This window comes from Pseudomonas sp. GZD-222 (genome assembly GCF_049310525.1).
Classification (GTDB): Bacteria; Pseudomonadota; Gammaproteobacteria; order Pseudomonadales; family Pseudomonadaceae; genus Aquipseudomonas.
Genome location: NZ_JBMOWO010000130.1, coordinates 14,037 through 40,665, shown reverse-complemented (window position 1 = coordinate 40,665; position 26,629 = coordinate 14,037). Strand labels below are relative to the sequence as shown.

Annotated in this window: 26 protein-coding genes; 11 read left to right on the top strand and 15 right to left on the bottom strand. The window is 61.1% G+C overall.

The annotated features are described in order from the left end of the window. Positions 1 to 260 precede the first annotated feature (260 nt). Entirely contained in the window at positions 261 to 3,023 is a 2,763-nt protein-coding gene (gene polA / locus ACO6VD_RS24780) for a DNA polymerase I (RefSeq protein WP_422422577.1), read from the bottom strand. 74 nt (positions 3,024 to 3,097) lie between these two features. Here polA and ACO6VD_RS24775 point away from each other — a divergent pair, with 74 nt between their 5' ends. Continuing rightward, positions 3,098 to 3,385 carry a DUF2782 domain-containing protein gene (locus ACO6VD_RS24775; protein WP_422422576.1) on the top strand — a complete coding sequence of 96 codons (288 nt, stop codon included), beginning with the start codon at positions 3,098 to 3,100 and terminating at the stop codon, positions 3,383 to 3,385. A 64-nt stretch (positions 3,386 to 3,449) separates the two neighbouring features. Continuing rightward, the gene (locus ACO6VD_RS24770) at positions 3,450 to 4,400 is read left to right on the top strand and encodes a homoserine kinase (RefSeq protein WP_422422575.1); all 951 of its coding nucleotides are present in this window, start codon (positions 3,450 to 3,452) and stop codon (positions 4,398 to 4,400) included. A 93-nt stretch (positions 4,401 to 4,493) separates the two neighbouring features. Here ACO6VD_RS24770 and ACO6VD_RS24765 read toward each other — a convergent pair whose 3' ends face one another. Next, entirely contained in the window at positions 4,494 to 5,420 is a 927-nt protein-coding gene (locus ACO6VD_RS24765; RefSeq protein ID WP_422422574.1) for a zinc ABC transporter substrate-binding protein, read from the bottom strand. A gap of 57 nt (positions 5,421 to 5,477) precedes the next feature. On the opposite strand from ACO6VD_RS24765, the gene zur reads away from it, so the two are divergent. The 4 genes from zur to ACO6VD_RS24745 all read left to right on the top strand — a co-directional run bounded on the left by zur (position 5,478) and on the right by ACO6VD_RS24745 (position 8,358). Further along, the gene (gene zur / locus ACO6VD_RS24760) at positions 5,478 to 5,960 is read left to right on the top strand and encodes a zinc uptake transcriptional repressor Zur (protein WP_422422573.1); all 483 of its coding nucleotides are present in this window, start codon (positions 5,478 to 5,480) and stop codon (positions 5,958 to 5,960) included. Then, positions 5,960 to 6,739: a zinc ABC transporter ATP-binding protein ZnuC gene (znuC, locus tag ACO6VD_RS24755; protein WP_422422572.1), complete on the top strand. Its 780-nt coding sequence runs from the start codon at positions 5,960 to 5,962 to the stop codon at positions 6,737 to 6,739. The genes zur and znuC overlap by 1 nt, the downstream gene beginning before the upstream one ends. Next, positions 6,732 to 7,514: a zinc ABC transporter permease subunit ZnuB gene (gene znuB, locus ACO6VD_RS24750; RefSeq protein WP_422422571.1), complete on the top strand. Its 783-nt coding sequence runs from the start codon at positions 6,732 to 6,734 to the stop codon at positions 7,512 to 7,514. Before znuC ends, znuB begins: the two co-directional genes overlap by 8 nt. A 130-nt stretch (positions 7,515 to 7,644) precedes the next feature. Beyond that, a complete protein-coding gene (locus ACO6VD_RS24745; protein ID WP_422422570.1) occupies positions 7,645 to 8,358 on the top strand; it encodes a PA5502 family lipoprotein in 714 nt (237 codons plus the stop codon). A 36-nt stretch (positions 8,359 to 8,394) separates the two neighbouring features. Here the strand turns inward: ACO6VD_RS24745 and katE are convergent, their stop codons facing one another. Next, positions 8,395 to 10,533: a catalase HPII gene (katE, locus tag ACO6VD_RS24740; RefSeq protein WP_422422569.1), complete on the bottom strand. Its 2,139-nt coding sequence runs from the start codon at positions 10,531 to 10,533 to the stop codon at positions 8,395 to 8,397. A gap of 226 nt (positions 10,534 to 10,759) precedes the next feature. Here katE and ACO6VD_RS24735 point away from each other — a divergent pair, with 226 nt between their 5' ends. From ACO6VD_RS24735 to ACO6VD_RS24725, 3 genes are all read left to right on the top strand, one after another. Beyond that, positions 10,760 to 11,767: a methionine ABC transporter ATP-binding protein gene (locus ACO6VD_RS24735; RefSeq protein ID WP_422422568.1), complete on the top strand. Its 1,008-nt coding sequence runs from the start codon at positions 10,760 to 10,762 to the stop codon at positions 11,765 to 11,767. Next, the gene (locus ACO6VD_RS24730; protein ID WP_038605236.1) at positions 11,767 to 12,438 is read left to right on the top strand and encodes a methionine ABC transporter permease; all 672 of its coding nucleotides are present in this window, start codon (positions 11,767 to 11,769) and stop codon (positions 12,436 to 12,438) included. The genes ACO6VD_RS24735 and ACO6VD_RS24730 overlap by 1 nt, the downstream gene beginning before the upstream one ends. A gap of 62 nt (positions 12,439 to 12,500) precedes the next feature. Then, entirely contained in the window at positions 12,501 to 13,271 is a 771-nt protein-coding gene (locus ACO6VD_RS24725) for a MetQ/NlpA family ABC transporter substrate-binding protein (protein ID WP_422422567.1), read from the top strand. Between the two features lie 95 nt (positions 13,272 to 13,366). On the opposite strand, the gene ACO6VD_RS24720 is transcribed toward ACO6VD_RS24725, so the two are convergent. Genes ACO6VD_RS24720 through ACO6VD_RS24700 form a run of 5 tightly spaced genes read right to left on the bottom strand, consistent with a single transcriptional unit; the run spans position 13,367 to position 17,271 of the window. Further along, positions 13,367 to 13,999, bottom strand: a complete 633-nt coding sequence (locus tag ACO6VD_RS24720; protein ID WP_422422566.1) for an SCO family protein — start codon at positions 13,997 to 13,999, stop codon at positions 13,367 to 13,369. Beyond that, positions 13,996 to 14,895, bottom strand: a complete 900-nt coding sequence (cyoE, locus tag ACO6VD_RS24715; RefSeq protein WP_422422565.1) for a heme o synthase — start codon at positions 14,893 to 14,895, stop codon at positions 13,996 to 13,998. The genes ACO6VD_RS24720 and cyoE overlap by 4 nt, the downstream gene beginning before the upstream one ends. Then, positions 14,880 to 15,962 (bottom strand): COX15/CtaA family protein, encoded by a 1,083-nt coding sequence (locus ACO6VD_RS24710; protein WP_422422564.1) that lies wholly within the window; start codon positions 15,960 to 15,962, stop codon positions 14,880 to 14,882. The genes cyoE and ACO6VD_RS24710 overlap by 16 nt, the downstream gene beginning before the upstream one ends. Positions 15,963 to 15,971: 9 nt before the next feature. Beyond that, the gene (locus ACO6VD_RS24705) at positions 15,972 to 16,565 is read right to left on the bottom strand and encodes a hypothetical protein (RefSeq protein ID WP_422422563.1); all 594 of its coding nucleotides are present in this window, start codon (positions 16,563 to 16,565) and stop codon (positions 15,972 to 15,974) included. Next, entirely contained in the window at positions 16,531 to 17,271 is a 741-nt protein-coding gene (locus ACO6VD_RS24700) for an SURF1 family protein (RefSeq protein WP_422422562.1), read from the bottom strand. Before ACO6VD_RS24700 ends, ACO6VD_RS24705 begins: the two co-directional genes overlap by 35 nt. Before the next feature lie 64 nt (positions 17,272 to 17,335). Here ACO6VD_RS24700 and ACO6VD_RS24695 point away from each other — a divergent pair, with 64 nt between their 5' ends. Beyond that, positions 17,336 to 17,539: a twin transmembrane helix small protein gene (locus ACO6VD_RS24695; RefSeq protein WP_028942629.1), complete on the top strand. Its 204-nt coding sequence runs from the start codon at positions 17,336 to 17,338 to the stop codon at positions 17,537 to 17,539. A gap of 6 nt (positions 17,540 to 17,545) precedes the next feature. On the opposite strand, the gene ACO6VD_RS24690 is transcribed toward ACO6VD_RS24695, so the two are convergent. From ACO6VD_RS24690 to coxB, 4 genes are read right to left on the bottom strand one after another with little or no spacing between them, the layout of a single operon-like run. Beyond that, positions 17,546 to 18,433 (bottom strand): cytochrome c oxidase subunit 3, encoded by an 888-nt coding sequence (locus ACO6VD_RS24690; protein ID WP_422422561.1) that lies wholly within the window; start codon positions 18,431 to 18,433, stop codon positions 17,546 to 17,548. 12 nt (positions 18,434 to 18,445) lie between these two features. Next, complete coding sequence (locus tag ACO6VD_RS24685; protein WP_400174006.1) at positions 18,446 to 19,015, bottom strand: cytochrome c oxidase assembly protein; 570 nt, start codon at positions 19,013 to 19,015, stop codon at positions 18,446 to 18,448. A 24-nt stretch (positions 19,016 to 19,039) separates the two neighbouring features. Then, entirely contained in the window at positions 19,040 to 20,629 is a 1,590-nt protein-coding gene (gene ctaD / locus ACO6VD_RS24680; RefSeq protein WP_422422560.1) for a cytochrome c oxidase subunit I, read from the bottom strand. A gap of 52 nt (positions 20,630 to 20,681) precedes the next feature. After that, positions 20,682 to 21,809, bottom strand: coding sequence for a cytochrome c oxidase subunit II (gene coxB / locus ACO6VD_RS24675; RefSeq protein ID WP_400174008.1), 1,128 nt, complete (start codon positions 21,807 to 21,809; stop codon positions 20,682 to 20,684). Between the two features lie 369 nt (positions 21,810 to 22,178). On the opposite strand from coxB, the gene ACO6VD_RS24670 reads away from it, so the two are divergent. Beyond that, positions 22,179 to 22,826: a hypothetical protein gene (locus ACO6VD_RS24670; protein ID WP_422422559.1), complete on the top strand. Its 648-nt coding sequence runs from the start codon at positions 22,179 to 22,181 to the stop codon at positions 22,824 to 22,826. Between the two features lie 58 nt (positions 22,827 to 22,884). Here the strand turns inward: ACO6VD_RS24670 and ACO6VD_RS24665 are convergent, their stop codons facing one another. The 3 genes from ACO6VD_RS24665 to ACO6VD_RS24655 form a co-directional block, all read right to left on the bottom strand. Next, on the bottom strand, positions 22,885 to 24,417 hold the full coding sequence (locus ACO6VD_RS24665; protein ID WP_422422558.1) for a SulP family inorganic anion transporter: 1,533 nt from the start codon (positions 24,415 to 24,417) through the stop codon (positions 22,885 to 22,887). Positions 24,418 to 24,602: 185 nt separating this feature from the next. Continuing rightward, entirely contained in the window at positions 24,603 to 25,322 is a 720-nt protein-coding gene (locus tag ACO6VD_RS24660; RefSeq protein WP_422422557.1) for a carbonic anhydrase, read from the bottom strand. Between the two features lie 245 nt (positions 25,323 to 25,567). After that, entirely contained in the window at positions 25,568 to 26,629 is a 1,062-nt protein-coding gene (locus ACO6VD_RS24655; protein ID WP_422422556.1) for a PA0069 family radical SAM protein, read from the bottom strand.

Genomic DNA, 26,629 nt, shown 5'->3' with positions numbered 1-26,629 from the left:
CGTATGGGGAGGGGGAAGTTCGGGGTCCAAGTTCCGGACCGCTAGGGCGGGGTCCAGATATCTGCCAACACTTAACACAACATAGGAGCATCGAAGGGCTTCACCAGCCATTCAGTTACTCTGAGTCGCGGTTCACCGGTTTAGTTCCGGAGGTTTAAAAACTATTTGCGATAGCGCAGGATTTTTTTGCTCCCAGCGCCTTGGAGGCAGAAAAAGCCGCGACGATATGCCGCAACTTTTCCCCGCATTTAACCGCATTTTTAATGCGCTTCGTCCCAGTTTGCCCCCACACCGACCTCAACCAGCAGCGGAACATCCAGTGCTGCGGCATTGCTCATGTGTGGACGAATTTGTTCGCGCACCTGTTCGATCAGGTCTTCGCGCACTTCCAGCACCAGTTCGTCGTGTACCTGCAGGATCACTCGGGCATCCAGGCCCGAATCGGTCAGCCAGTTATCTACAGCCACCATCGCGCGCTTGATGATGTCTGCGGCTGTGCCCTGCATCGGCGCGTTGATCGCCGTGCGTTCCGCACCCTTGCGCAAGGCCGGGTTCTTCGCGTTGATATCCGGCAGATACAGGCGGCGACCAAACAGGGTTTCAACGAAGCCTTGCTCGGCGGCTTGCGCCCGGGTGCGCTCCATATAGGCGAGCACACCGGGGTAACGGGCGAAGTAGCGATCGATGTAGGCCTGCGACTGCTTGCGGTCGACGCCGATCTGCTTGGCCAGGCCGAAAGCACTCATGCCATAGATCAGACCGAAGTTGATCGCCTTGGCGCTACGCCGCTGGTCGATGGTGACATCGGCCAGGTCCACGCCGAATACCTCGGCTGCCGTTGCCCGGTGGACGTCCAGATCGTTGCGGAAGGCGTGCAGCAGCCCCTCGTCTTTGGCCAGGTGGGCCATGATGCGCAGTTCGATCTGCGAGTAGTCGGCCGCCAACAGTTTATAACCGGGAGCAGCCACGAAGGCCTGGCGGATCCGTCGGCCCTCGGCGGTGCGGATCGGGATGTTCTGCAGGTTCGGGTCACTGGACGACAGACGGCCGGTAGCCGCCACGGCCTGCTGGTAAGAGGTGTGGATACGCCCGGTGCGCGGGTTGATCTGCTCCGGCAAGCGATCGGTGTAGGTGCTTTTGAGCTTGCTCAGGGAGCGGTACTGCATCAGCACCTTGGGCAGCGGGAAGTCCATCTCGGCCAGCTCTGCCAGCACCGCTTCGGCCGTCGAAGCCTGGCCTTTGGCAGTCTTGTTGAGCACCGGCATACCCAGCTTTTCGTAGAGGATCACGCCCAGTTGCTTGGGCGAACCGAGGTTGAACTCCTCACCGGCGATCTCGAAGGCTTCGCGCTCCAGCTGCACCAGCTTCTCGCCCAGCTCGACACTCTGGATCCCGAGCAGGTTGGCGTCGACCAGCGCGCCCTGGCGCTCGATCTTCGCCAGTACCGGCACCAGTGGAATTTCGATATCGGTCAGCACCGGCAACACGCTCGGGGTCTTGGCCAGCTTCTGTTGCAATGCCTGGTGTAGACGCAAGGTCACGTCGGCGTCTTCAGCAGCGTAAGGGCCGGCCTGCTCCAGGTTGATCTGGTCGAAGGTCAGCTGTTTGGCGCCCTTGCCGGCAATGTCGGTAAAACCGATGGTGGTGTGGTTCAGGTACTTGAGCGCCAGGCTGTCCATGTCGTGACGGGTAGCCGTCGAGTCGAGCACATAGGACTCAAGCATGGTGTCGTAGGCCACGCCCTGCATCAGGATGCCGTTGGCGATATCACCACCGATGGCGCAGTTGGCGAGGATATTGATGTCGTACTTGGCGTTTTGCCCGACCTTGAGCTTTTTCGGGTCTTCAAGCAGTGGCTTGAGTGCCAGCAGCACCGTGTCGCGGTCCAGTTGCTCAGGTACGCCCATGTAGTTGTGGGTCAACGGCACATACGCGGCTTCATGGGCCTGCACGGCGAACGACAGACCGACCAGCTGCGCCTGTTGCGCATCCAGGCCGGTGGTCTCGGTATCGAAGGCAAACAGCGGCGCGTTGCGCAGCTTTTCCAGCCACGCATCAAAACGCGCCTGGTCGAGGATGGTCTCGTACTTCGCCTCAACCACCTCCTCGACTACCTCGGCGACGATCTCCTGGCCGGCTCGCTTGGCGTCGCGCTGCACCTCGTCGACCCAGCTCTTGAACTCCATCTCGGTGTACAACTCGAGCAGTGCCTCACGGTCCGGCTGGCCGCAGACCAGCTCGTCGACCTCGACCTCCAGCGGCACATCGATCTTGATCGTCGCCAGTTCATAGGAGAGGAAGGCCGCATCGCGGTGCTCTTCAAGCTTGGCTGGCAGCGTCTTGGCGCCACGGATGGCCAGGCTCGGAACCTTGTCGAGGTTTTCGTACAGCTCGCGCAGGCCACCACCGATACCGGTGAGCAAGCCAACCGCAGTCTTTTCACCGACGCCCGGCACACCGGGGATGTTGTCGACCTTGTCGCCCATGAGGGCGAGGAAATCGATGATGTGTTCAGGACCGACGCCGAATTTCTCGTGCACGCCAGGCACATCGAGGACAGTACCGGTCATGGTGTTGACCAGCGTAATGTGGCCGTCGACCAATTGCGCCATGTCCTTGTCGCCGGTGGAGATAATCACCGGACGCCCTGCGGCGGCGCTGCTGCGCGCCAGGGTGCCGATCACATCGTCGGCTTCGACACCTTCGACACACAGCAATGGGTAGCCCAGGGCGCGGACACTGGCATGCAGGGGCTCGATCTGTACGCGCAGATCGTCCGGCATGCTGGGCCGGTTGGCTTTGTACTCGGCGAACATTTCATCGCGAAAGGTCCCGCCCTTGGCATCGAACACCACCGCGAACAAACTGTCCGGGTACTGCCTGCGCAGGCTCTTGAGCATGTTCAGCACGCCTTTGACCGCACCGGTCGGCATGCCCTTGGAGGTGGTCAGCGGCGGCAGCGCGTGAAAGGCACGGTAGAGGTATGAGGAACCGTCCACCAGGACGAGGGGAGCTTGGCTCATGAGCAGAATCAACCTTTTCGACGGACCCGGCGCTAGAATGTCCGGAACATTGACGACAAAGGGACAAGGTTATCATGCGTACACTAAATCGCCTGTTGCTGCTCAGCTTGTTGGCAGTCACTCCGGTCGTCACCCTGGCCGCTGAAGACGCGCCATCGGCCGATCCGGAAGTAACCATTCGCACGGAAGGCGACAAAACCATCCAGGAATACCGTCAAAATGGCTTCCTGTATGCAATCAAGGTCACCCCGAAAGGCGGTAAACCTTACTTTCTGGTACGCGCCGACGGTACGGAGGGCAACTTCATTCGCTCCGACCAGCCGGACATGCTGATCCCGTCGTGGAAAATCTTCGAGTGGTAAGGCGTACCCTTTACATCAACCTGGCACTTCCCTGCAGAAGTGCCCGTATGGGCAATTTTTGATCATGTCAGTCTTCACCCCCCTGACCCGGCCTGAGCTGGAAACCTTTCTGGCGCCGTACGGCCTGGGCCGCCTACGGGACTTCCAGGGCATTGCCGCTGGCACCGAGAACAGCAACTTCTTTGTCAGTCTGGAACAGGGAGAGTACGTGCTGACACTGGTCGAGCGCGGGCCGATCCAGGACCTGCCGTTCTTCATTGAATTGCTCGATGTACTGCACGACGCCGATCTGCCGGTGCCCTATGCCCTGCGCGGCAACGATGGCGTGGCCCTGCGTGAGCTGGCCGGCAAACCGGCACTGCTGCAACCACGCCTGCCCGGCAAGCACATCAAGGACGTCAACAACCAGCACTGCGTGCAGATCGGCGAGCTGCTCGGTCACCTGCATCTGGCTACCCGCGACAAGGTGCTCGAGCGCAAGACCGACCGTGGCCTGGACTGGATGCTGGAGACCGGTGCCGAGCTGATGCCGCGGCTGAACCCTGAGCAACGACAGTTGCTGCAAGGCTGCCTGGACGAGATCGCTGAGCACCACGTACAGATCATGGCGTTGCCCCGCGCCAACCTGCACGCCGACCTGTTCCGCGACAACGTGCTATTCGAAGGCACTCACCTGACCGGCCTGATCGACTTCTACAACGCCTGCTCGGGGCCGATGCTCTACGACCTGGCGATCACCCTCAATGATTGGTGCTGTGACGACGCCGGGCAGATCAATGGGCCGCGGGCGCGGGCATTGCTGGGCGCGTATGCGGCGCTGCGACCATTCACCTCGGCAGAGGCGCAGCTGTGGCCGGTGATGCTGCGCATTGCCTGCGTGCGTTTCTGGCTGTCGCGCCTGATCGCCGCCGAGTCGTTTGCCGGGATGGACGTGCTGATTCACGACCCGGCAGATTTTGAAGTGCGCCTGGCGGCGCGTCAGCAGGTGGAAATCGCCCTTCCGTTTGCTTTGTAGGAGCGGATTCATCCGCGATGGGGCCCAACGCGGCCCCAAATAGGTGGGACTGCTTTGCAGTCCATCGCGGATAAATTCGCTCCTACAAAGGCGCTAGAGTTTTTCCAGGCACCCCGCCAGATCATTCCCCAGCTTATCCAGCAGCTGCTCATAGCCATGAGCACTGGCCTGCGCAGTCCCGCCCAAGGCATCCAGCTCTGCAAGGGTCACTGGCAAACCTGCGGTCAACGTCTCGGCCAGGCGCGGACGCAAAGGCGGCTCACTGAACACGCAGGTCTTGCCTGCTTCCTGCAGACGCTTGCGCATCGCCGCCACGTGCTGGGCACCCGGTTGCACTTCAGCAGCCACACTGAACACGCCGGCATGTTTCAAGCCATAAGCCGACTCGAAGTAGTCAAATGCTTCATGGAAGACGAAGAACGGCTTGCCGCTGATACCGGTGAGACGCTTTTTCAAACGCGCATCCAGAGCATCCAGACGTTCGCCAAAGGCTTTCAGGTTGCTCTGGTAACGCGCAGCATTGGCCGGATCGGCAGCGCTGAGGTCAGCCGCCATCTTCGCCGCAATCACCCGTGCATTGACCGACGACAACCATAGGTGGGCATCGAGACTGCCCGGGCGGTGATCATGGTCGTGCTCATCGCCGTCTTCATCATGTGAGTGGCTATCTTCGCCAAAATGGCGCAAATGCAGGCCCGGCAGATCCTGTATCGCTACGCTCGGCTTGCTGCGGCTTTTCAGCACCCGAGGCAGAAAGCCTTCCATGTCCGGACCGATCCAGTACAACAGCTCCACATCGCTCACCCGCCGTACGTCGGACGGACGCAAGGCGTAGTGGTGCGGCGAAGCCCCCGGCGGCAGTAGCACTTCGGGGCTGCCGACGCCGTCCTGAACCGCCGCGGCGATCTGTTGCAAGGGCTTGATGCTGGTCAGAACACGGACCTCAGCCTGTGCCTGGGCCACCACCAAGGTGGTGATAAAAGCGACAAAAAGGGCAAAAAATCGGGACACGATGACCACTCAAAGGGGCAGGAACAGGTAACATAATAACGTCTCTAATCAGAACCGTCGCCGCTCATGCCTAAAACCCCGCTGGCCAATCTTCCCCACGACCACTCCCATTGCGTCCATAGCGCACTGGCCGAGGCCGATACGCTGTGCGCACGCAAAGGCCTGCGCCTGACCGCCCTGCGCCGCCGTGTGCTGGAACTGGTCTGGCAGAGCCACAAACCGCTGGGTGCCTACGACATTCTTGCCGTGCTAAGCGAGCAGGACGGTCGTCGGGCGGCGCCACCGACCGTGTACCGCGCTCTGGATTTCCTCCTGGAGAACAGCCTGGTGCACCGCATCGCTTCGCTCAACGCGTTCATCGGCTGCAGTCATCCCGAGCATGCCCACCAGGGACAGTTCCTGATCTGCCGGGAATGCCATGTAGCGATCGAGCTGGAACAGACCAGCATCAGCAACGCCATTGTCGCCAGCGCCAAGGAGGTCGGTTTCAGCGTCGAAGCACAAACCGTCGAAGTGGTCGGTTTGTGCGGCAACTGCCGGAGCGCCTGATGAGCAATGCGCTGATTCGCCTCGAACAGGTCGGCGTGGCTTTCTCCGGGCAAGCCGTGCTCGACAGCATCGACCTGGCCGTTGAACCCGGGCAGATCGTCACCTTGATCGGCCCCAACGGGGCGGGTAAAACCACCCTGGTGCGCGCCGTGCTCGGCCTGCTCAAACCGCACACCGGCAAAGTCTGGCGCAAGCCGCGCCTGCGCGTTGGCTACATGCCGCAAAAGCTGCAGGTCGATGCCACCTTGCCGCTTTCGGTGCTGCGTTTTTTGCGCCTGGTGCCCGGTGTCGACCGTGCCGCCGCCCTCAGCGCGTTGAAGGAAGTCGGCGCCGAGCAGGTGATCGACAGCCCGATCCAGGGTATTTCCGGCGGTGAAATGCAGCGCGTGCTGCTGGCCCGGGCGCTGCTGCGCGAGCCTGAGCTGCTGGTGCTCGACGAGCCGGTTCAGGGCGTCGATGTGGCCGGCCAGGCCGAGCTTTACAGCCTGATCACCCGTTTGCGCGACCGCCATGGCTGTGGCGTGCTGATGGTCTCCCACGACCTGCACCTGGTGATGAGCACCACCGACCAGGTGGTATGCCTGAACCGCCATGTCTGCTGCTCCGGTCACCCGGAACAGGTCAGCGGCGATCCGGCCTTTGTCGAACTGTTCGGCAGCAACGCGCCAAGCCTGGCGATCTACCACCACCATCACGATCACGCCCACGACCTGCACGGGTCGGTGGTTGCCCCGGCCCAAGGCGGGCACGTACACGGAGAACACTGCAAGCATGGCTGATTTTCTGCTTTACGCCCTGCTCGCAGGTCTGGCCCTGGCTTTGGTCGCCGGTCCCTTGGGGTCTTTCGTGGTCTGGCGGCGCATGGCCTATTTCGGCGACACCCTTTCGCATGCCGCGCTGCTGGGCGTGGCCCTGGGCTTCGTGCTCGATGTCAGCCCGGCGTTGGCGGTAACGGTAGGCTGCCTGTTGCTGGCGATCCTGCTGGTCACCCTGCAGCAACGCCAACCGCTGGCGTCCGACACCCTGCTGGGTATTCTCGCCCCAAGTACCCTATCGCTAGGCCTGGTAGTGCTGAGCTTCATGCACGATGTCCGCATCGACCTGATGGCCTATCTGTTCGGTGACCTGTTGGCCATCAGCCCTGGCGATCTGGCCTGGATTCTCGGCGGTAGCGCTGCGGTACTGCTGTTGCTGGTTGTGCTCTGGCGTCCGCTGCTGGCGGTAACCGTGCACGAAGAACTGGCAATGGTCGAAGGCCTGCCGGTGACCGCACTGCGTCTGGCGCTGATGCTGTTGATCGCGGTGGTGATCGCCGTGGCGATGAAAATCGTCGGCGTGCTGCTGATTACCTCGCTGCTGATCATCCCTGCCGCTGCGGCGCAACGCCACGCCCGCTCACCCGAGCAGATGGCGCTGGGCGCCAGCCTGCTGGGGGTTACGGCCGTGTGTGGGGGCCTGGCCCTGTCCTGGTTCAAGGACACCCCGGCCGGCCCTTCGATCGTGGTCTGCGCGGCAGTGCTATTCTTGCTGAGCCTGGCCTTGCCCCGGCGCTGACCTTCAGGGTGCAGCCGGAGCGGTTGCACCCTGCGACATTAAAATCTCGCAGGGCCCTGAAGATTTATTTTCGAGTCTGCGGACTGGGTGTAGACTTGCTCGCTTTTTGCGCAAATAGAGAGTCGCAGGAATGAAGCCGTTCGCCTTCCGTTATCTGCTCCTTGCCGCGTTTTCGCTGATTCTGGCGGCGTGCTCCAGCACCCCGAGCGACAACACTGGCACACCTGCCCAGGCCGATGCCTGGCAGCAGCTGGAGCAAAGCATTGCCAGCAGTGAGCTGGCCACCGCCGAAGATCAGCTGGCCGCGCTGCAGGCCCAGGCACCTGATGACAGCCGGGTCGAGCAGTACCAACGCCAGTTGGCCGAGGCCTATCTGCAACGCAGCCAGATTGTTCTGCAAAAGGGTGACGTCAACGCCGCGGCCACCGCCTTGAGCCGTGCCCGTGCCCTGATGCCCAAGGCCCCGGCATTGACCGGTGGCGTCAATGGCGCCATCGCCCAGGCCCGCAAGGCTGAACTGGAAAAAGCCGAAGCCGCACTCAAAGCAGCGGAGGCACGTCCCAAGGCCAAACTGATCGACCCAACCGCTCCGAGCACCGTGGTGGCGTTGAAAACCACCAATATTCGCGAAATGCGTCGGCAGCTGGATGACATCGCGGCGGACGTGGTGAATTACCAGTGCGAGGTGGTATTCCAGGTACCGCGTACAGATGACGCGCCTTGGCTCAAGACCCTGCTTAGCAAGCGGGTAGAAAAGCTCGATAGCGAATACGCCCTGCAGCAGTCGCACGAAATCCATCGCAACCAGCCAGCCCAAGCGGTGCTGGTGCCACGCCGTCCTTGAGTGAACGGGTGCCCGGCCGGGCACCCGCACCTTAACCTAGGCGGGAATCGCCTGGGCCGCAGCCTCCCGTTCCCACACCCGATGCTTGCCGATTGCCTTGATGAAGGCTTTGAAGGCTTTCGGGTCGTTGCCTACTAGCAAGCCGCTATCGGCCTTCAGGCCCAATTTGTCGAGCAACGGCTGCGCCTCGCCGGCAAACCCCATGGGCTTGAGATGCTTGTAGGCTTCGAGCAGAAAGTGCAGGGCCACGCCGCTGATCGCCAATGCCTGTAGCGACGCCTTGCCGGCCGGCACCCAAACAGCATCGAACACCACCGAAGGCAGGCCGTCCATCGCCGCATCCACTGCCAACGGCTTGCCCTGGGCAGTTTTCACCGGTGCCGACGTAGGCCCCAGCAGTTTGATCTGGGCGCTCTCTGCTTCCAGTGTCTTGACCAGCGCATCGACACTGTCGCCATCAACACCATCGGCCACCAGCAGCGCCACTTTGCGCCCCTTGATGCCTTCGCCCAACAGGTTCATCTGACTCAAGGCCGGTGATTGCTTGAGACCTGACGCCGGCACGTCGACCGTGCCTTTTTTCGGCGCAGGCAGCCCAAGATTGGCCGCCACTCGCGCCGCCAGCTTGAGATCGATGTTGGCAAGAATCTCATTCACTTCGCGCTCGCGAATGTAAGCACGTTCGACCTTGCCCAGCTCAAAGCTGTAGGCACTGATGATGTGTTCCTGCTCGGTCGGGCTCATGCTCTGGAAGAACAGTCGCGCCTGGGAAAAATGATCGGCAAAGGACGGGCTGCGCTGACGCACCTTGTGCGCCTCGATTCGCTCCGGATAAGACTCGAAGCCACCATCGCTGGCGGCAGGCGGCGTTTCCTTCGGCCAGCCGCCATCTATCGAATTGGGCTCGTAAGAGGCCCGGCCCTTGTCCAAAGTAACCCGGTGCTGGGCATCACGCTGGCCGTTGTGATTGGGCGCCAGCGGCCGGTTGATCGGAATCTCGTGAAAGTTCGGACCGCCGAGGCGGCTGATCTGGGTATCGGTGTAGGAAAACAGCCGACCCTGCAGCAACGGATCATTGGAAAAATCGATACCCGGAACGATATGCCCGGGGCAGAAAGCGACCTGTTCGGTCTCGGCGAAGAAATTGTCCGGATTACGGTTGAGCACCATCTTGCCCAGCGGCGTTACCGGCACCAGCTCTTCGGGGATGATCTTGGTCGGGTCGAGCAGGTCGAAGTCGAATTTATGCTCATCCTCTTCAGCGACGATCTGCACCCCGAACTCCCACTCTGGATAATTGCCGGTCTCGATTGCTTCCCAGAGGTCGCGACGGTGGTAATCGGCATCTTTGCCGGCCAGCTTCTGGGCTTCATCCCAGAGCAGCGAACAGACGCCGGCCTTGGGTTTCCAGTGGAATTTGACGAAGCTCGATTTTCCTTCAGCGTTTATCAATCTGAAGGTGTGCACACCAAAGCCCTGCATGGTGCGCAGGCTTTTCGGAATGGCTCGGTCCGACATCGCCCAGATCACCATGTGCGCCGACTCCGGCACCAGCGAGACAAAGTCCCAGAAGGTGTCGTGAGCCGAGCCGCCGGTGGGCATTTCGTTGTGCGGTTCGGGTTTGACCGCGTGGACGAAGTCGGGGAACTTGATCGCGTCCTGGATGAAAAACACCGGCATGTTGTTGCCCACCAGGTCGAAATTGCCTTCCTCGGTGAAGAATTTGACGGCAAAGCCGCGCACATCGCGCACCGTGTCTCCCGACCCGCGCGGCCCCTGCACCGTGGAAAAACGTACGAACACCGGCGTGAGCTTCTCGGGGTCCTGCAGAAACCCGGCCTTGGTCAGCGCTGCATGAGATTTGTAGGTCTGGAAGTAACCATGGGCGCCACTGCCACGCGCATGCACGATGCGCTCGGGGATACGCTCATGGTCAAAGTGCGTGATTTTCTCACGCATGATGAAGTCTTCCAGCAGCGACGGGCCCCGCTCTCCGGCGCGCAGGCTGTTCTGGTTGTCGGCGACCTTGACGCCCTGGTTGGTACGCAATGCCTGGCCAGTGGCATCACTGCGAAAGGCTTCCAGGCTTTGCAGCTTGGCGTTGGTGTTGGCCCGGTCCGGGGTCTGGGTGCCGGCCAGTTGACTTTCCTTGGGCGGATTCTTCTTGCTGGGCATTGGAACACTCTCCTCGATCAGTCTCGGTTCGACCCCACGGCGGGTCCTTTCAGTAGTGACTGGCCGGGGCCGGCGAGCGTTCATTCGGATTGACCACTGATCGCGATATTCCCGTAGCATTGGTCAATTGCGAAATAAATGCTAAGAACCTCTATACGAACAGGCTAAAATGCGCGCCCCGGCTAACCGCTGACCCAAATTCCATGCGCCCCACAAGGTTCGCTACGTGATCGAGTTTCAAAATGTGCATAAAACCTACCGCGTCGCCGGTAGGGACATCCCCGCGCTGCACCCGACCAACCTGAGTGTCGAAGACGGTCAGGTGTTCGGTCTGATCGGCCACTCCGGTGCCGGTAAAAGTACCCTGCTGCGCCTGATAAACCGTCTGGAAGCCCCAAGCGGCGGCAAGATCATCGTTGACGGTGAAGATGTCACCGCGTTCGACGCCAATGACCTGCGCCGTTTCCGCCAGCAAGTCGGGATGATTTTCCAGCACTTCAACCTGCTGGCGTCCAAGACCGTGGCCGACAACGTCGCGCTGCCGCTGACCCTGGCCGGCGAGCTGTCGCGCAAGGAAATCGATGCCCGGGTAAGCGAACTGCTGGCCCGCGTCGGCTTGTCCGAGCACGCGAAAAAGTATCCGGCGCAGTTATCCGGTGGCCAGAAGCAACGCGTCGGCATTGCCCGCGCCTTGGCGACCAAGCCGAAAATCCTGCTCTGCGACGAAGCCACCAGTGCGCTCGATCCGCAGACCACGGCTTCGGTTCTGCAATTGCTGGCTGAGATCAACCGTGAGCTGAAACTGACCATCGTGCTGATCACCCATGAGATGGACGTGATCCGCCGGGTCTGTGACCGGGTTGCGGTCATGGATGCCGGGAAGATCGTCGAACACGGTCCGGTGGCCGATGTATTCCTGCATCCGCAGCACCCGACCACCAAGCGCTTCGTCCAGGAAGACGAGCAGATCGACGAGAACGAACAGCGCGACGACTTCGCCCATGTACCGGGGCGCATCGTGCGCCTGACCTTCCAGGGCGATTCCACCTACGCGCCGCTGCTGGGCACCGTCGCCCGTGAAACAGGTGTCGACTACAGCATCCTCGCCGGCCGCATTGACCGTATCAAAGACACCCCGTATGGGCAGCTGACCCTGGCCGTCACCGGCGGCGACATGGAAGCGGCGTTCGCCCGCTTCACGGCGGCTGATGTTCATATGGAGGTATTGCGTTAATGGACGCCTTGAGTTTCTTCGCCAACGTCGACTGGGCCGAAATCTGGCTGGCCACCATCGACACCATGATCATGCTGTTCGGCTCGCTGTTCTTCACCGTGCTGCTCGGCCTGCCGCTGGGCGTGCTGCTGTTCCTCTGTGGTCCGCGCCAGTTGTTCGAGCAGAAGGGCGTGTATGCGCTGCTGTCGCTGGTGGTCAACGTGCTGCGTTCGCTGCCGTTCATCATCCTGTTGATCGTGATGATTCCATTCACCGTGCTGATCACCGGCACCTCGCTGGGCGTCGCCGGGGCTATCCCGCCGCTGGTAGTGGGCGCTACGCCGTTCTTTGCACGGCTGGTGGAAACCGCCCTGCGTGAAGTTGATCGCGGCATTATCGAAGCGACCCAGTCGATGGGCGCCACCACCCGCCAGATCATCACCAATGCCTTGCTGCCTGAGGCCCGTCCGGGCATCTTCGCGGCAATCACCGTCACCGCCATTACCCTGGTGTCCTACACCGCCATGGCCGGTGTGGTCGGCGCCGGTGGTCTCGGCGATCTGGCGATCCGCTTTGGTTACCAACGTTTCCAGACCGACGTGATGGTGGTCACCGTGGTCCTGCTGCTGATACTGGTTCAAGTACTGCAGAGCGTGGGCGACAAACTGGTTGTGCATTTTTCCCGTAAGTAACCCCATGGGTCGGCGCTGCCGACGCACCGGGGGCCGGACCGGCCCTCACAAGGAGTGATTTGATGAAAAAGCTGCTTGCTGTTGTCGCCGCCGTCGCGGCCTTCTCCGCTCAGGCCGAGACCCTGACCGTTGCTGCTACCCCGGTGCCGCACGCCGAGATCCTCGAGTTCGTCAAACCGGCCCTGGCCAAAGAAGGCGTGGACCTGAAGGTGAAAGTGTTCACCGACTACATCCAGCCGAACGTACAGGTTGCCGAGAAGCGCCTGGACGCCAACTTCTTCCAGCACCAGCCGTACCTGGATGAGTTCAACAAGGCCAAGGGCACCAAGCTGGTCAGCGTTGCCGGTGTGCACCTGGAGCCGCTGGGCGCCTACTCGAGCAAGTACAAAAAGCTCGATGAGCTGCCTTCGACCGCTACCGTGGTCATCCCCAACGACGCCACCAACGGCGGGCGTGCCTTGCTGCTGCTGGACAAGGCGGGCGTGATCAAGCTCAAGGACAACACCAACATCCTCTCGACCGTCAAAGACATCGCCGAGAACCCCAAGAACCTCAAGTTCCGTGAACTGGAAGCCGCGACCATCCCGCGCGTGCTGACCCAGGTCGATCTGGCGCTGATCAACACCAACTACGCGCTGGAAGCCAAGCTGAACCCGGAATCTGATGCACTGGTCATCGAAGGCGCTGACTCGCCTTACGTGAACATCCTGGTTACCCGTGAAGACAACAAGGATGCCGAGGCCGTGAAGAAGCTGGTTGCAGCTCTGCACACCCCGGAAGTGAAGAAGTTCATCGAAGAGAAGTACAAGGGCGCGGTCAAGCCAGCGTTCTGATTCAACATCTTATCGCGGGGCAAGTCGAGTCGTCGCACCGCCGCTCCCACAGGTCAGGTGAACTCTGTGGGAGCGGGCTTGCCCCGCGATGCATTTCAGTCCCGCTTAACCAACCCAGGCAGCTGCGCCACCAGCTTCTGGTTGTTGAACGGCGCACGAATAAAGCCACGCTGCTTGCCATCCGGCCCCAGCAGCGCCAGGTTGCCACTGTGATCCACCGTGTAGTTCGGCTTGCTGGTATCGGCCGGAATGAACGGAATGCTCACCGCGTTGGCCAGCTTCTGCAGGTTGTCCAGTGAGCCGGTCACGCCGCGGAAATCCTTGTCGAAATACCCCAGGTACTGTTTGAGCTGTGTCGGTGTGTCCCGGTTCGGGTCGACGCTGACCAGCACCACCTGCAGCCGCTCCACGGCTTCTTTAGGCAGCTCGCTTTTCACCTGCCGCAATTGCGCCAGGGTGGTCGGACAGATGTCCGGGCAGAAGGTATAGCCGAAGAACAGCAGCGACCACTTGCCCTTGAGCTCGTCCATCACTACCGGCTGACCGTTCTCGTCGATCATTTCCAGCGCGGGCACCGTGCGGCTCTGCGGCAGCAGGATGATGCCGGCATCGATCAGCTCGGTCGGGTTGCCCTCGCTGCGGCCATTGAGCACCTTGTTGACAGTAAGCCCGAGGATCACGGCGACCAGGGCAACGAGGATGAAGACGGTTTTCTGGGTTCGAGTCATAGGTTCAACAGTAAGTAGTGATCAACAAGCAGCGCGATGAATAACAGAAACAGGTACCAGACAGAGTACTTGAAGGTCTTGATCGCCGCGTGCGGCCGACTGCCACGGTACAACACCCAGGCCCATTGCAGGAAGCGCGCGCCCAGCACCAGGGCGCACACCAGGTAGAGCGGCCCGCTCATGTGAATGACAAAGGGCAACAGGCTGACCGCCAGTAACACCAGGGTGTAGAGCAGGATGTGCACCTTGGTGTAATGCTCGCCATGGGTTACCGGCAACATCGGAATATCCGCCTTGGCGTACTCTTCCTTGCGGTGAATGGCCAGGGCCCAGAAATGCGGCGGGGTCCAGGTGAAGATGATCAGCACCAGCAGCAGCGGCTCGGCGCTGATGTGGCCACTGACCGCCACCCAGCCCAACAGCGGCGGTGCCGCCCCGGCCAGTCCGCCAATAACGATGTTCTGCGGCGTGGCGCGCTTGAGGAAGCCGGTGTAGATCACCGCATAACCCAGCAGCGAAGCCAGGGTCAGCCAGGCGGTGAGGGCGTTGCTGAACACCAGCAGCAAGGCCATGCCCAGCACCGCCAGAGCCAGGGCAAAGATCAAGGCCGCAGCAGGTGCTACCCGGCCTTCGGCGATGGGACGTTTGTGGGTGCGGGCCATCAAGGCATCGATACGCCGGTCAACCACATGATTGACCACCGCAGCGCCTCCCGCGCAGCAGGCAATGCCCAGGTTGCCGAACAGCAGGATGGTCCAGGGCACACCGGCGCGGGTAGCGAGAAACATGCCGACCAGGGACGTGATGAGCATCAACACCACAACCTTGGGCTTGGTCAGCTCAAGGTAGTCACGCCAACCTGCCTGAAGCCTGCGCTCGCTTAAAAGCGTCGCCATGAGTTATCTCCCAGATAATGAACGACACCACCACTGCTCAGCGGTGTCAGGCGCCATCCCTGGCTGACCCGGCGTACCTTCGCCTTGGCCACCAGGCGAATGCGGTAATTGACCAGCACCATGCACAGCAACAGCAGGGCGCCCCCGGCGTTATGGGCTACGGCCACCGGCAACGGCAGGTGGAACAGCACATTGCTGATCCCCAGGCCGATCTGCACAGCCAGCGCCAGCAACACCAGCCGCGCCAGCATGCGCAGGCCGTGGCGGTGCAGTTTCCAACTCAGCATCAACAGCACACAGGTCACCAGCAATGCCCCCATGCGGTGGCTGAGATGAATCGCAGTGCGCGCATCACTGTCCAGTTGCCCGCCCAGGTAGTTGGGACCGATATGCTGGGTGAGGTGAAAGCCGTTGGCAAAATCAGCCTGCGGCCACCACTGACCATGACAGGTGGGCAAATCGACACAGGCCACGGCCGCGTAGTTGGCGCTGACCCACCCGCCCAGGGTAATCTGGCCCATCACCACCAACAACGCCAGGGCCGCCACCCGCCGCACACTCAACGGCAGCTTGGGCAGCGGGGCGAACGCCCGCGACAAACGCAGGCTCAACAGGAACAACAGGCTCAAGGTGGCAAATCCGCCTAATAGATGTGCCGTGACCACCTGCGGCCACAGCTTGAGGGTCACCGTCCACATGCCAAAGGCTGCCTGGGCGAACACTACCCCGAGCAGCAGCAAGGGCAGGCGATACGGCTGCCCTTCGCGGCCATGTCGACGCCAGGCCTGGAAGGCCAGCAAGCTGATCACTAAGGCCAAGGTGCCGGCGAAGTAGCGGTGCACCATCTCGTTGCGGCCCTTGTGTTCCTCTACCGGCGTATCGGGAAAGTGCAGCTCGGCATGCGCCAGTTGCGCGTCGGTCTTGGGCACACTGATGAAGCCGTAGCACCCTGGCCAGTCCGGGCAACCCAGGCCAGCATGGGTAAGACGGGTGTAGGCACCGAGCAGAACAACAACCAGGGCCAGCAGGGTGGCAAACACAGCAAGGCGAAATCCGGGTCTGGCCATGGTCATGTCCTAGCCGATGTTGGACAGCTTCAGCAGATGGCGCAGGTCATTGAGCAAGTCCTTGCCCTTGACCCTGGCGTCGTAACGCAACACCAGGTTGCCGTGAGGGTCGACGATCCACAGCTGTGCGTCCTGCTTGCCCTGGCTCACATCAGCGTACTTGCTCAGGTCCAGCGGGTAGCGTTGCAGCTGTGGATATTCACGATCGAGCCGGGCCTGGTAGTCGGCCCCCAGCGGTTGCGCGGCAGCCAACGCGTGGCTGGCCCGGCTGGCATCGCGACCCAGACCGATCTGGATCTGCCGCGCGAGGTACACCAGTTGCTGGCAATCCAGCCCGCAGTCCTTGGGCGTGCTGACCAGCAGCTGCCAGCGCTGCTCATCAGCGCTCACCCCAAGGTCGGCACGGCTCTGCCCGGTGCCGATCATCTCGCCGTGATAGCTGCGGCTGTCGGGCACCCAGAACTGCAGCTTGTACATGGCGGTGGCCAGCAGCATCGGGCCGAGCACCACCAGCAGGATCAGAATCAGTTGCAGGCGCCCGCGGGCGCGCCCTGGCGGCGCCTTGCCTTCAGACATGTTGAGTGGACTGGTGACGGCTCCCATGCTGTTTCTCCTTGTTGTTATGCCAGCCGAAGTAGAGGTAAAGCAGGACCAGCGCCAGCGCCAGGGCAAACCACTGCACGGCGTAGCCCAGGTGTTTTTCCGGCCCCATGGCGACCACCGGCCAGTCCAGCCGGTAGCTGGCCAGGCCCGGTTCCATGCGCAACTCATGGGCGAAGCCTTCACGGGCCAGCTGCGGCCAGAGATGACCGGCATCAATGGCGGTCAGCAGCCGTGGCCAGTTGCCGCCTTGCGGGTCGGCATGCAGTTGAAAGGGCGCGCCGGGTGCGACATAGACCCAGGCGTCCACGCTCAAGGCCCGCTCGGGGGTGGCGAACTGCACCGGGTTACGCCGGTCCGGCCAGGGCAACCAGCCGCGGTTGACCAGCAACCAGAGCCCACTCGCCTGGTCGAGAAAGGGTTGCAGCAATTCGACGCCGACCTGGCCATCGCGCATGCGGTTGTCCAGCAGCAGGCTGTGTTCTGCGTCGAAATGACCGAACAGATGCACCCGCCGATACGCCGGGTCCTGTAGCTGCGGCAGCTGGGTGGCGGCCACGGCCTCACCGGCCTGGCGCTCTGCATAGCTGGCGAGCAGTTCGCGTTTCTCCTCGGCGCGCGACAACTGCCAGCAGCCCAGGGCAATCAGCCCGGGCAACAGCATCAGCACCACCAGGGTCGGCACCCAGCCGGGGCGAAATGGCTTCACCCGGTCACCCCATGGTCAGTCGCTATACTTAAGGTCATCGATGCATCCCCCCCGGAGTTTCGCCATGCTTAAAGCCGCGATTGTCCTGATGCTGCTGGCGACCATCGCCAGTCTGTTCAGTGGCCTGTTCTTTCTGGTCAAGGACGACGGACACTCCACGCGTCTACTCAAAGCCCTGACCGTTCGGGTCACCCTGGCTGCGCTGACGCTGGCGCTGATCACCTGGGGCTTCTACAGCGGCCAGTTGGTGTCCCATGCGCCGTTCTGAAAGCGGCTACAGCACGTAAACAAAGATAAACAACCCGACCCAGACCACATCGACGAAGTGCCAGTACCAGCTGGCCGCCTCGAAGCCGAAGTGTTTTTCAGGGTTGAAGTGCCCGCGCATGATCCGCACCAGCATCACCAACAGGATGATTGTGCCCATGGTCACGTGGGCACCATGAAACCCCGTGAGCATGAAGAAGGTCGCGCCATAGATGCCTGAACCCAGGGTCAGACCCAGCTCGCTATAGGCCTCGTGATACTCGTAGGCCTGCAAAATCAGGAAGCTGATCCCCAGCAGGATGGTCAGGCCCAGCCAGAATTTCAGAGCGCCGCGGTGATCCTTGCGCAGGGCATGGTGGGCGATGGTTACCGTAACGCTGGAGCTGACCAGCAGGATGGTGTTGATCAGCGGCAGGTGCCAGGGGTCGATGATGTCCTTGGGTGGCGGAAACAGTTTCGGATCGGGCGTGTTGAGCAGTGGCCAGGCGAACTCGAAGTTCGGCCAGAGCATGTGCGTGACACCCTTGGCGCCTTCGCCCCCTAACCAGGGTCCGGCCAGGTTGCGCACATAAAATAGGGCCCCGAAAAAGGCGATGAAAAACATCACCTCGGAGAAGATGAACCAGGACATGCCCCAACGGAACGAACGGTCCAGTTGCGGGCTGTAAAGCCCGGCCCGGCTTTCCTTGACCACCGCACCAAACCAGCCGAAAAACATGTAGACCAGGAACAGCACCCCCAGGAAGAAGATCCATGGCCCATGGGATTCTGGGCGCCCGGCCTTGAGATCGTTGAACCAGGTACCCAGGCCGAACACGGTGATGAACATGCCGATCGTGGCAATGATCGGCCACTTGCTTTGCGCCGGTACGTAATAGTGCTCATGCGAAGCCATGGAATGTTCTCCTTATCGGGCGCCCTGAGAGTCCTGGCTTGCCAGGTGTGCAACCGGCGGGTGGCGGGCGGTGATATCGAACAGCGTGTAAGCAAGCGTCAGGTGTTTCACATCCTTGGGCAGGTCGCGGTCGACGATAAAGCGCACCGGCATCTCGATACGTTCCCCCGGTTGCAGTACCTGCTGGGTAAAGCAAAAGCATTCGGTCTTGTGAAAATAGGCCGCCGCTTCCGCCGGGGTGATGCTCGGGATCGCCTGGGCGCTCATCGGCTTGTCGGTCGGGTTGCGGGCGATGAACACCATCTGGTTGACCGCCCCCGGATTGACGTCGATCTGATCGGCAGTGGAATAGAACTCCCAGACCATGTCGCTGGCATTGGTCGACATGAACTGCACCTTGACGCTGCGGTTCAGGTCGCTGACCTGGCTGCCTTCATACTGGCCACCGGTCTTGCCGTTGATACCGAATGCCTTGCACATCACGTCGTAGATCGGCACCAGGGCAAAGCCGAAAGCGAACATCACCACGGTCAGCAATGTCAGCCGTAGCACCAGGCGTTTGAGCGAGATCCCTTCACTCATGGCTCATCCTCCGGCCTTCGCCGTTCATTTCACTTCCGGTGGGGTTTGGAAGGTGTGATAGGGGGCCGGTGACGGCACCGACCACTCCAGGCCTTCGGCACCATCCCAGGGTTTGGCCGGCGCCGGAACGCCGCCGCGAATGCACTTGATGACGATGAACAGGAAGAAGATCTGCGTGGCACCAAAGGTAAAGGCACCGATCGAGGAGACCATGTTGAAGTCGGCGAACTGCAGGTTGTAGTCCGGAATCCGCCGCGGCATGCCGGCCAGGCCGACAAAGTGCATCGGGAAAAAGGCCATGTTCATGCCGACGAACGATAACCAGAAATGCAGCTTGCCCAGGGTTTCGTCATACATGTGCCCGGTCCACTTCGGCAGCCAGTAATAGGCCGAGGCGAAGATCCCGAAGATCGCCCCCGGCACCAGCACGTAATGGAAGTGAGCGACCACGAAATAGGTATCGTGGTACTGGAAGTCCGCCGGGGCGATGGCCAGCATCAACCCGGAGAAGCCACCGATGGTGAACAGGATGACGAAGGCGATGGCGAACAGCATTGGCGTCTCGAAGGTCAGCGAGCCTTCCCACATGGTGCTGACCCAGTTGAACACCTTCACCCCGGTCGGCACCGCAATCAGCATGGTGGCGTACATGAAGAACAGTTCGCCAACCACCGGAATGCCGACCACGAACATGTGGTGAGCCCAGACAATAAAGGACAGGAAGGCAATCGCACCGGTGGCGTAGACCATCGAGGTGTAGCCGAACAGCGGCTTGCGCGAGAACGCCGGAATGATCGAACTGACCGCGCCGAATGCCGGCAGGATCATGATGTACACCTCGGGATGACCGAAGAACCAGAACACATGCTGGAACAACACCGGATCACCGCCACCGGCGGCACTGAAGAAGCTGGTGCCGAAGTGGATGTCCATCAACATCATGGTCACTACACCGGCCAGCACCGGCATCACCGCAATCAACAGGAACGCGGTGATCAGCCAGGTCCAGACGAACAGCGGCATCTTCATCAGGGTCATGCCCGGGGCGCGCAGGTTGAGGATGGTGGCGATGACGTTGATCGCCCCCATGATCGAGCTGATACCCATGAGGTGAATGGCGAAGATAAAGAAGGTCACGCTTTCCGGGGCGTAGGTGGTCGATAGTGGCGCATAGAAGGTCCAGCCGAAGTTCGGCCCACCACCGGGCATGAACAGGGTCGATACCAGCAACAGGAACGCCGCCGGCAACAACCAGAAGCTGAAGTTGTTCATCCGCGGCAGGGCCATGTCCGGCGCGCCGATCATCAGCGGGATCATCCAGTTGGCCAGGCCGACAAAGGCCGGCATCACCGCACCGAAGACCATCACCAGGCCGTGCATGGTGGTCATCTGGTTGAAAAATTCCGGCTGGACGATCTGCAGCCCGGGCTGGAACAGCTCGGCGCGAATCACCATGGCGAAGGAACCGCCCAGCAGGAAGGCGATGAAACTGAACCACAGGTACATGGTGCCGATGTCTTTGTGGTTGGTGGTCAGCACCCAGCGCATCAGGCCCTTGGCCGGTCCGTGGGCGTGCTCATGACCGTGGCTGTGGTCGTCGATCACTGCGCTCATGTCCTGTCTCCTGCAGTCCGGTGGCTGGTGCGGGAATACCTGTCAGGCCGGCTCATTTGCTTTCTGCCTGTTTGATCGCCAGCACGTCTTTCGGTGTGACCATGTCGCCCTTGTTGTTGCCCCAGGCGTTGCGCTCGTAGGTCACCACGGCGGCAATGTCCACTTCCGACAGCTGCTTGCCGAAGGCGGCCATGGCCGTGCCCGGCTTGCCGTGGAAGACGATACCCAGGTGATCTTCCTTGGGACCGGTGGCAATCTTCGAACCTTTGAGTGCCGGGAACATCGGCGGCAGGCCCTGGCCTTCAGCCTGGTGACAGGCGACGCAGGTGGTGTGGTAGACCTTGTCACCGCGCTCGACCAATTCCTCCAGCGTCCATTCCTTGCTGGTCAGCTCCTTGAGCTTGGCCGCTTCAGCCTTGCGCTCCCCGAGCCAGGTTTCGTAGTCGGCCTTGGATTTGACCTCGACCACTACCGGCATGAAGCCGTGGTCCTTGCCACACAGCTCAGTGCACTGGCCGCGGTAGATGCCCGGCTTCTCGACCCGGGTCCAGGCCTCGTTGACGAAACCGGGAATGGCGTCACGCTTGACCGCAAAGGCCGGTACCCACCAGGAGTGAATGACGTCGGCGGCCGTCACCAGAAAGCGCACCTTGGCCCCCACCGGCAACACCAATGGCTGGTCGACTTCGAGCAGGTAATGCTCGTCTTTGGGGGCTTTGTTGTGGATCTGGTCGGCGGGGGTGGCCAGGTTGCTGAAGAATTCGACGTCCTGGCCCAGGTATTTGTAATGCCACTTCCACTGATAGCCGGTGACCTGGATATCCACATCCGATTCACTGGCGTCGTAGATGTCGATCAGGGTCTTGGTCGCCGGAATGGCCATGGCCACCAGGATCAGGAACGGCACCACCGTCCACATGATCTCGACCCAGGTGTGCTCGTGAAAATGCGCAGGCTGCTGGCCGGTGGAACGACGGTGGATGATCATCGACCAGAACATCGCACCAAAGACCACCAGGCCAATGATCACGCAGATCCAGAAAATGGTCATGTGCAGGTCGAACACTGCGTTGCTGACTTCAGTCGCCCCTGGCGCCATGTTCACGGTCCAGGCGGCGTTGGCCTGACCGAATACCGACCACAACAGGAGGCCCATCCAGACGTGTGGATGTCGCATCATTGCGGGTTCCCCTTATCGTTCTTGTTATCCCGGAGGCGTGGACCTACGGCTAAGGGTACGGCGGCCAAGACTGCGAACTTCGACGACCGAGCCCCTGCGAACTGCAGTCGGGCCTCATCAGCGAATCACTTTCAAACCGGAGTATAGACAGCGACCTCGACCACGCAACGCGATCGCGGAATTCAAACAGGTGCGGTTGAACGTTTGCGCGCCAGGCCGCGGTTTATCTGGGGTGAGAGCACAATGATGGCATTTCGATATAACGACTGACTATAAGTGGTTCCGGTTTATGCCAAATGCGTCTTAAGCGATTTCAGAACCGAGCTACCTTATGTCTTCCGTTTGTCACGCCTTTACCCTGGAGTTGTCATGAACATCGCCGCTTTGCGCGAGCAGATCACCCGTGCCCATCAACATGAGACCGAAACCGGCCAACTGAAAGAACAGCTGAGCAAACAACTGCCGCACCTGCATCCTTCGATCCAGCTACCGGAAAGCGACGCCCAAGGCGCCTTGGCGCGCTTCGTCAGCGCTTACATCGACCAGGTTCCGGAAATGCTCGAGGCTGCCAATGAGGTGGCCCGCGAAGCCGGCATCGAGTCGCAGATCAAACCCGTGCTGAAAATCGCCGAACAGTATTTCCTGCAACCGCCAGCCATCACCAACACCCATCTGGGCCTGGGCTGCCTGCTGGACGAAGCCTACCTGGCACACCGTCTGGTGGAAGAAGTGAACGACCTGTACATCAAGCACTTCAATCAGCCGTTGATCCCGCTGGATACCACCGTGGCCAACCTGATTGCCCATCAGTTGATCGGCGAAGAATTCGCCAACCAGCTGGATGAAGTGGTGCACCACTCGGTAGATGAGATGCTCAATGAAGAGAGCTTCGCCCTGGAATCGGTCGAGCAATACCGCGACAAACTCAGCAGCCCGGACACAGGCGCCGCGTGGAAACGCTGGCCGTGCCTGTCGCGGCAATTGGGTGTGGGGCTGGAGCTGGATCAGTCGGCTTGAAGCGCAAAGCATCGCGGGGCAAGCCCGCTCCCACTGGACAACTGGCCCCGCGATAGCGTCACGCGCCCAATCCGGCCGTGGTGCGCACCCGCCCTTCGACTCGGCGTTTGAGTCGGCGCTGCTCGATCACCAGGCGCGAGCCATTGCCGGCATTGGCGCGCCCCCAATCCTCAAGCAACTCCAGGCAGGAGTGGTCGATATAACTGAGGTTGGCCAGCGGGACATGCAACGTGGTGCCGGCAGGAATGCCCTCAAGCACCTGAGCCAGTGCTGGCACCTTGAGAAAGGTCGCCGCACCGCTCAGACGCAGCTCCAGGTGACCCGGCACATCGAGGCTGGCCACACTGATCTTCAGGCGTGCCGCCTTCAGTGCCAGCTTCAGCAAGGTCAGGGCGAAGCCCAGCAGCACGCCGCTCAGCAGGTCGGTGAAGATGATCGCCAACGCTGTAGCGGCATAGGTGAACATCGGCATCCGGCCATATCGGCCAAGGCCACGAAAGGCCTTGAAGTCGACCAGTTTGATGCCGGTGTACACCAGCACACCCGCCAGACTCGCCACCGGTATCTGCTGCAGCACGCTGCTGAGCACCACCACGAACGCCAACAGCCAGACGCCATGCAGAATTGCTGACAGCCGCGTGCGTGCACCGGCCTGGACGTTGGCCGAGCTGCGCACGATCACCCCGGTCATCGGCAACGCACCGAGCACGCCACAGAGCATGTTGCCCACGCCTTGGGCCGATAGTTCACGGTCAAAGTCCGAGCGCTGACCATTGTGCATGCGGTCCACGGCGGCAGCGGACAACAAGGTTTCAGCGCTGGCGATAAAGGCCAGGGCAAAGGCTGCAACCAGCAGGTTCGGATCGGCAAGATTGAGCAGGTCGGCCGGACGCAACCAGTCGATGGCCTGACTCAGATCCGCAGGCACCTGGACACGGTTGACCGGCAGGGCCAACCAGAGACTGATCGCCGTCATCAAGGCGACACCGAGCAAGGCGCCGGGCACGAACCGCAACGACTGCGGGCGCAAGCGCTCCCAACTCCACATCACCGCGATAGTGCCAAATCCCAATGCTGCAGCCTTCCAGCCGTTACCCTGGCTTTCCAGTGGTAGTGCCTGGCTGACCGTTGCCGGAAAGGCCATCAGGTTGGCAAGCCCCGACGGCTGCGGTGCACCGTCGAACATCACATGCACTTGGGACAGCACGATCAACACGCCGATACCGGCGAGCATGCCGTAAACCACGGCCGGCGCCGTCACCCGGAACCAGCAGCCCAGTCGCAGACGTCCGGCGAGCAATTGCAGCAAGCCCGCCAGCAGCAGGATCGGGCCAAGCATCGCCACGCCATGCTGGCGTACCAGTTCAAACACCAACACGACCAGGCCCGCAGCCGGACCGCTGACCTGCAGCGGCGAGCCCGCGAGCCAACCGACCACGATACCGCCGATGATCCCGGTAATCAGGCCCTTGGCGGGCGGCATGCCCGAGGCAATGGCGATGCCCATGCACAGCGGCAGGGCGACCAGAAACACCACCACCGAGGCCAGTAATTCACGCGGCAACGCCGCTTTGATCTGTGTCTTGTTCACCGTGTCACTCCTTCTCTCACGTTTACGACCATTCCAATGGCCGATAGCACACCCCTGATGCACGAGCAGGCGCATACCGCCGGCAGGCCGGCAAGGCAGTCAGGGAAATTCAAGGCAGCCGATGACCAGGCCGCACCGAGCAGGTGCAGCCGTCAATCAGGTTGTCGCGGGGGTGTCAGGGACGCTTAGTAGCGTCCTCTCGGGGTGGCGCAAGGGATTGGCTGACCAGCAGCCAGGGGCAGGAAACTGTCGCTCGCGGCGTCGTAGGCTTCGATCTGGCTGGTTTCGATGTCATAGATCCAGCCATGGATGTACAGCTGGCCGGCAGCCAGGCGCGACGCTACCGAAGGATGGGTGCGCAGGTGGTGCAATTGGGCAATGACGTTTTCTTTGGTCAGTACCTGCATGCTTTCATGCTCGCTGCCGCAGGAGCAATTGTCCTCGACCACGGTGCGGGCAACCTCGGCATGACGCAGCCAGGCTTTGACCGTTGGCATCTTCTCGAGGCTCTGGGGATTGAGTACCGCACGCATGGCACCGCAATCGGAGTGACCGCAGATGATGATGTGGTGTACGCCGAGGGCCAGAACCGCATATTCGATAGCGGTAGAAACACCGCCGTTCATCTGCCCGTAAGGCGGTACCACGTTACCGACGTTGCGGGTAACGAACAGGTCGCCGGGGGAGCTCTGGGTGATCAGCTCAGGCACGATGCGTGAGTCAGCGCAGGTAATGAACATCGCACGGGGCGTTTGCGCGGTGGCGAGTTTCTTGAACAACTCCTGCTGCTCAGGAAAGACATCGTGGTGAAACCGCAGAAAGCCGTCGACGATATGCTTAAGGGCGGCATCGGCGCTCTCGGCAGGTGCTTGCGGAACAACCTTGGATGGGTCCTTGACGGGCATGATTCATCCTCTTTGACGGTTTTAGGTTAAGTCCATTTTACCGGGTTGATGATTCAAACAGCGCATGTCATTTGGATGACTTGCACGCACCAACAATCACATCAGTCGTTGACTGAATGCCTACGCTACTCGGCGAAACTTAACTCAAACTGAATTGCGAGGCTCTAGAACGGGCGTTCCAGAGCGAAGAAGAGGTGTCGAAATAGTATCAAAAAAACATCACTGGCCAATACCCATTATTGAAATCAGAGCAACGACATTTGCCGGCCAGGCGGACAAAAAGCACTGCAATCAAGCGTATAGCCTTCACGCCGGTTCAGCCCCAAACGGCGAATGGCCTTGCTGAAACGCTGCGCCAGCAGTTCGGCAAAAACGCCTTCGCCGCGCATGCGTGCACCAAAGCGGCTGTCGTACAGCTCGCCGCCGCGGCTCTGGCGAATCAGGCTCAACACATGATTGGCCCTCTGCGGGTAATGATCTTGCAGCCATTGCTCAAACAGGGGGGCAACCTCCAGTGGCAGGCGCAGCATCATGTAGGCAGCACTGAGGGCACCATTGGCCTTGGCAGCCTCCAGCAAATGCTCCAGTTCGCTGTCGTTGATCATCGGGATCATCGGCGAACACAGCACCCCAACCGGAATGCCAGCTTCACTGAGCACACGGATTGCCCGCAGCCGTGCCTTGGGCGCTGCCGCACGTGGCTCCAGCGTGCGCTTGAGTTCATCGTCGAGCGTGGTCAGGCTGATCATCACCGCCACCAAGCGCTGCCGGGCAAGTTCAGTGAGCAGGTCCAGGTCACGAAGAATCAGTGAGCCTTTGGTGACAATAGTGACCGGGTGGCGATAGCGCAGCAGCACTTCCAGCAATTGGCGGGTCAACTTTTGCTCGCGCTCGATGGGCTGGTAAGGGTCGGTGTTGGAACCCAGGTTGATCGGTGCACAGACATAACCCGGCTTGTTCAATTGCTGCTCGAGCACCGTTGCGGCATTGGTCTTGGCAATCAGCTTGGTTTCGAAATCCAACCCCGGGGACAAGTCCCAATATGCATGGCTAGGTCGTGCATAGCAGTAGATACAGCCGTGCTCACAGCCGCGGTAAGGATTGATCGAGCGGTCAAAAGGCAGGTCCGGAGAGGTGTTGCGAGTGATGATGCTTTTGGCGGTTTCGATGCGTACCTCGGTACCCTGGGTCAGGGGCACTTCCTGGTACCAGCCGTCGTCTTCGGCCACGGAGCGATTGGGGGCAAAGCGATTGTGGGGGTTGCTGGTGGTGCCACGCCCCCGTAGCGGGCCTTGAGGTGGGAACAT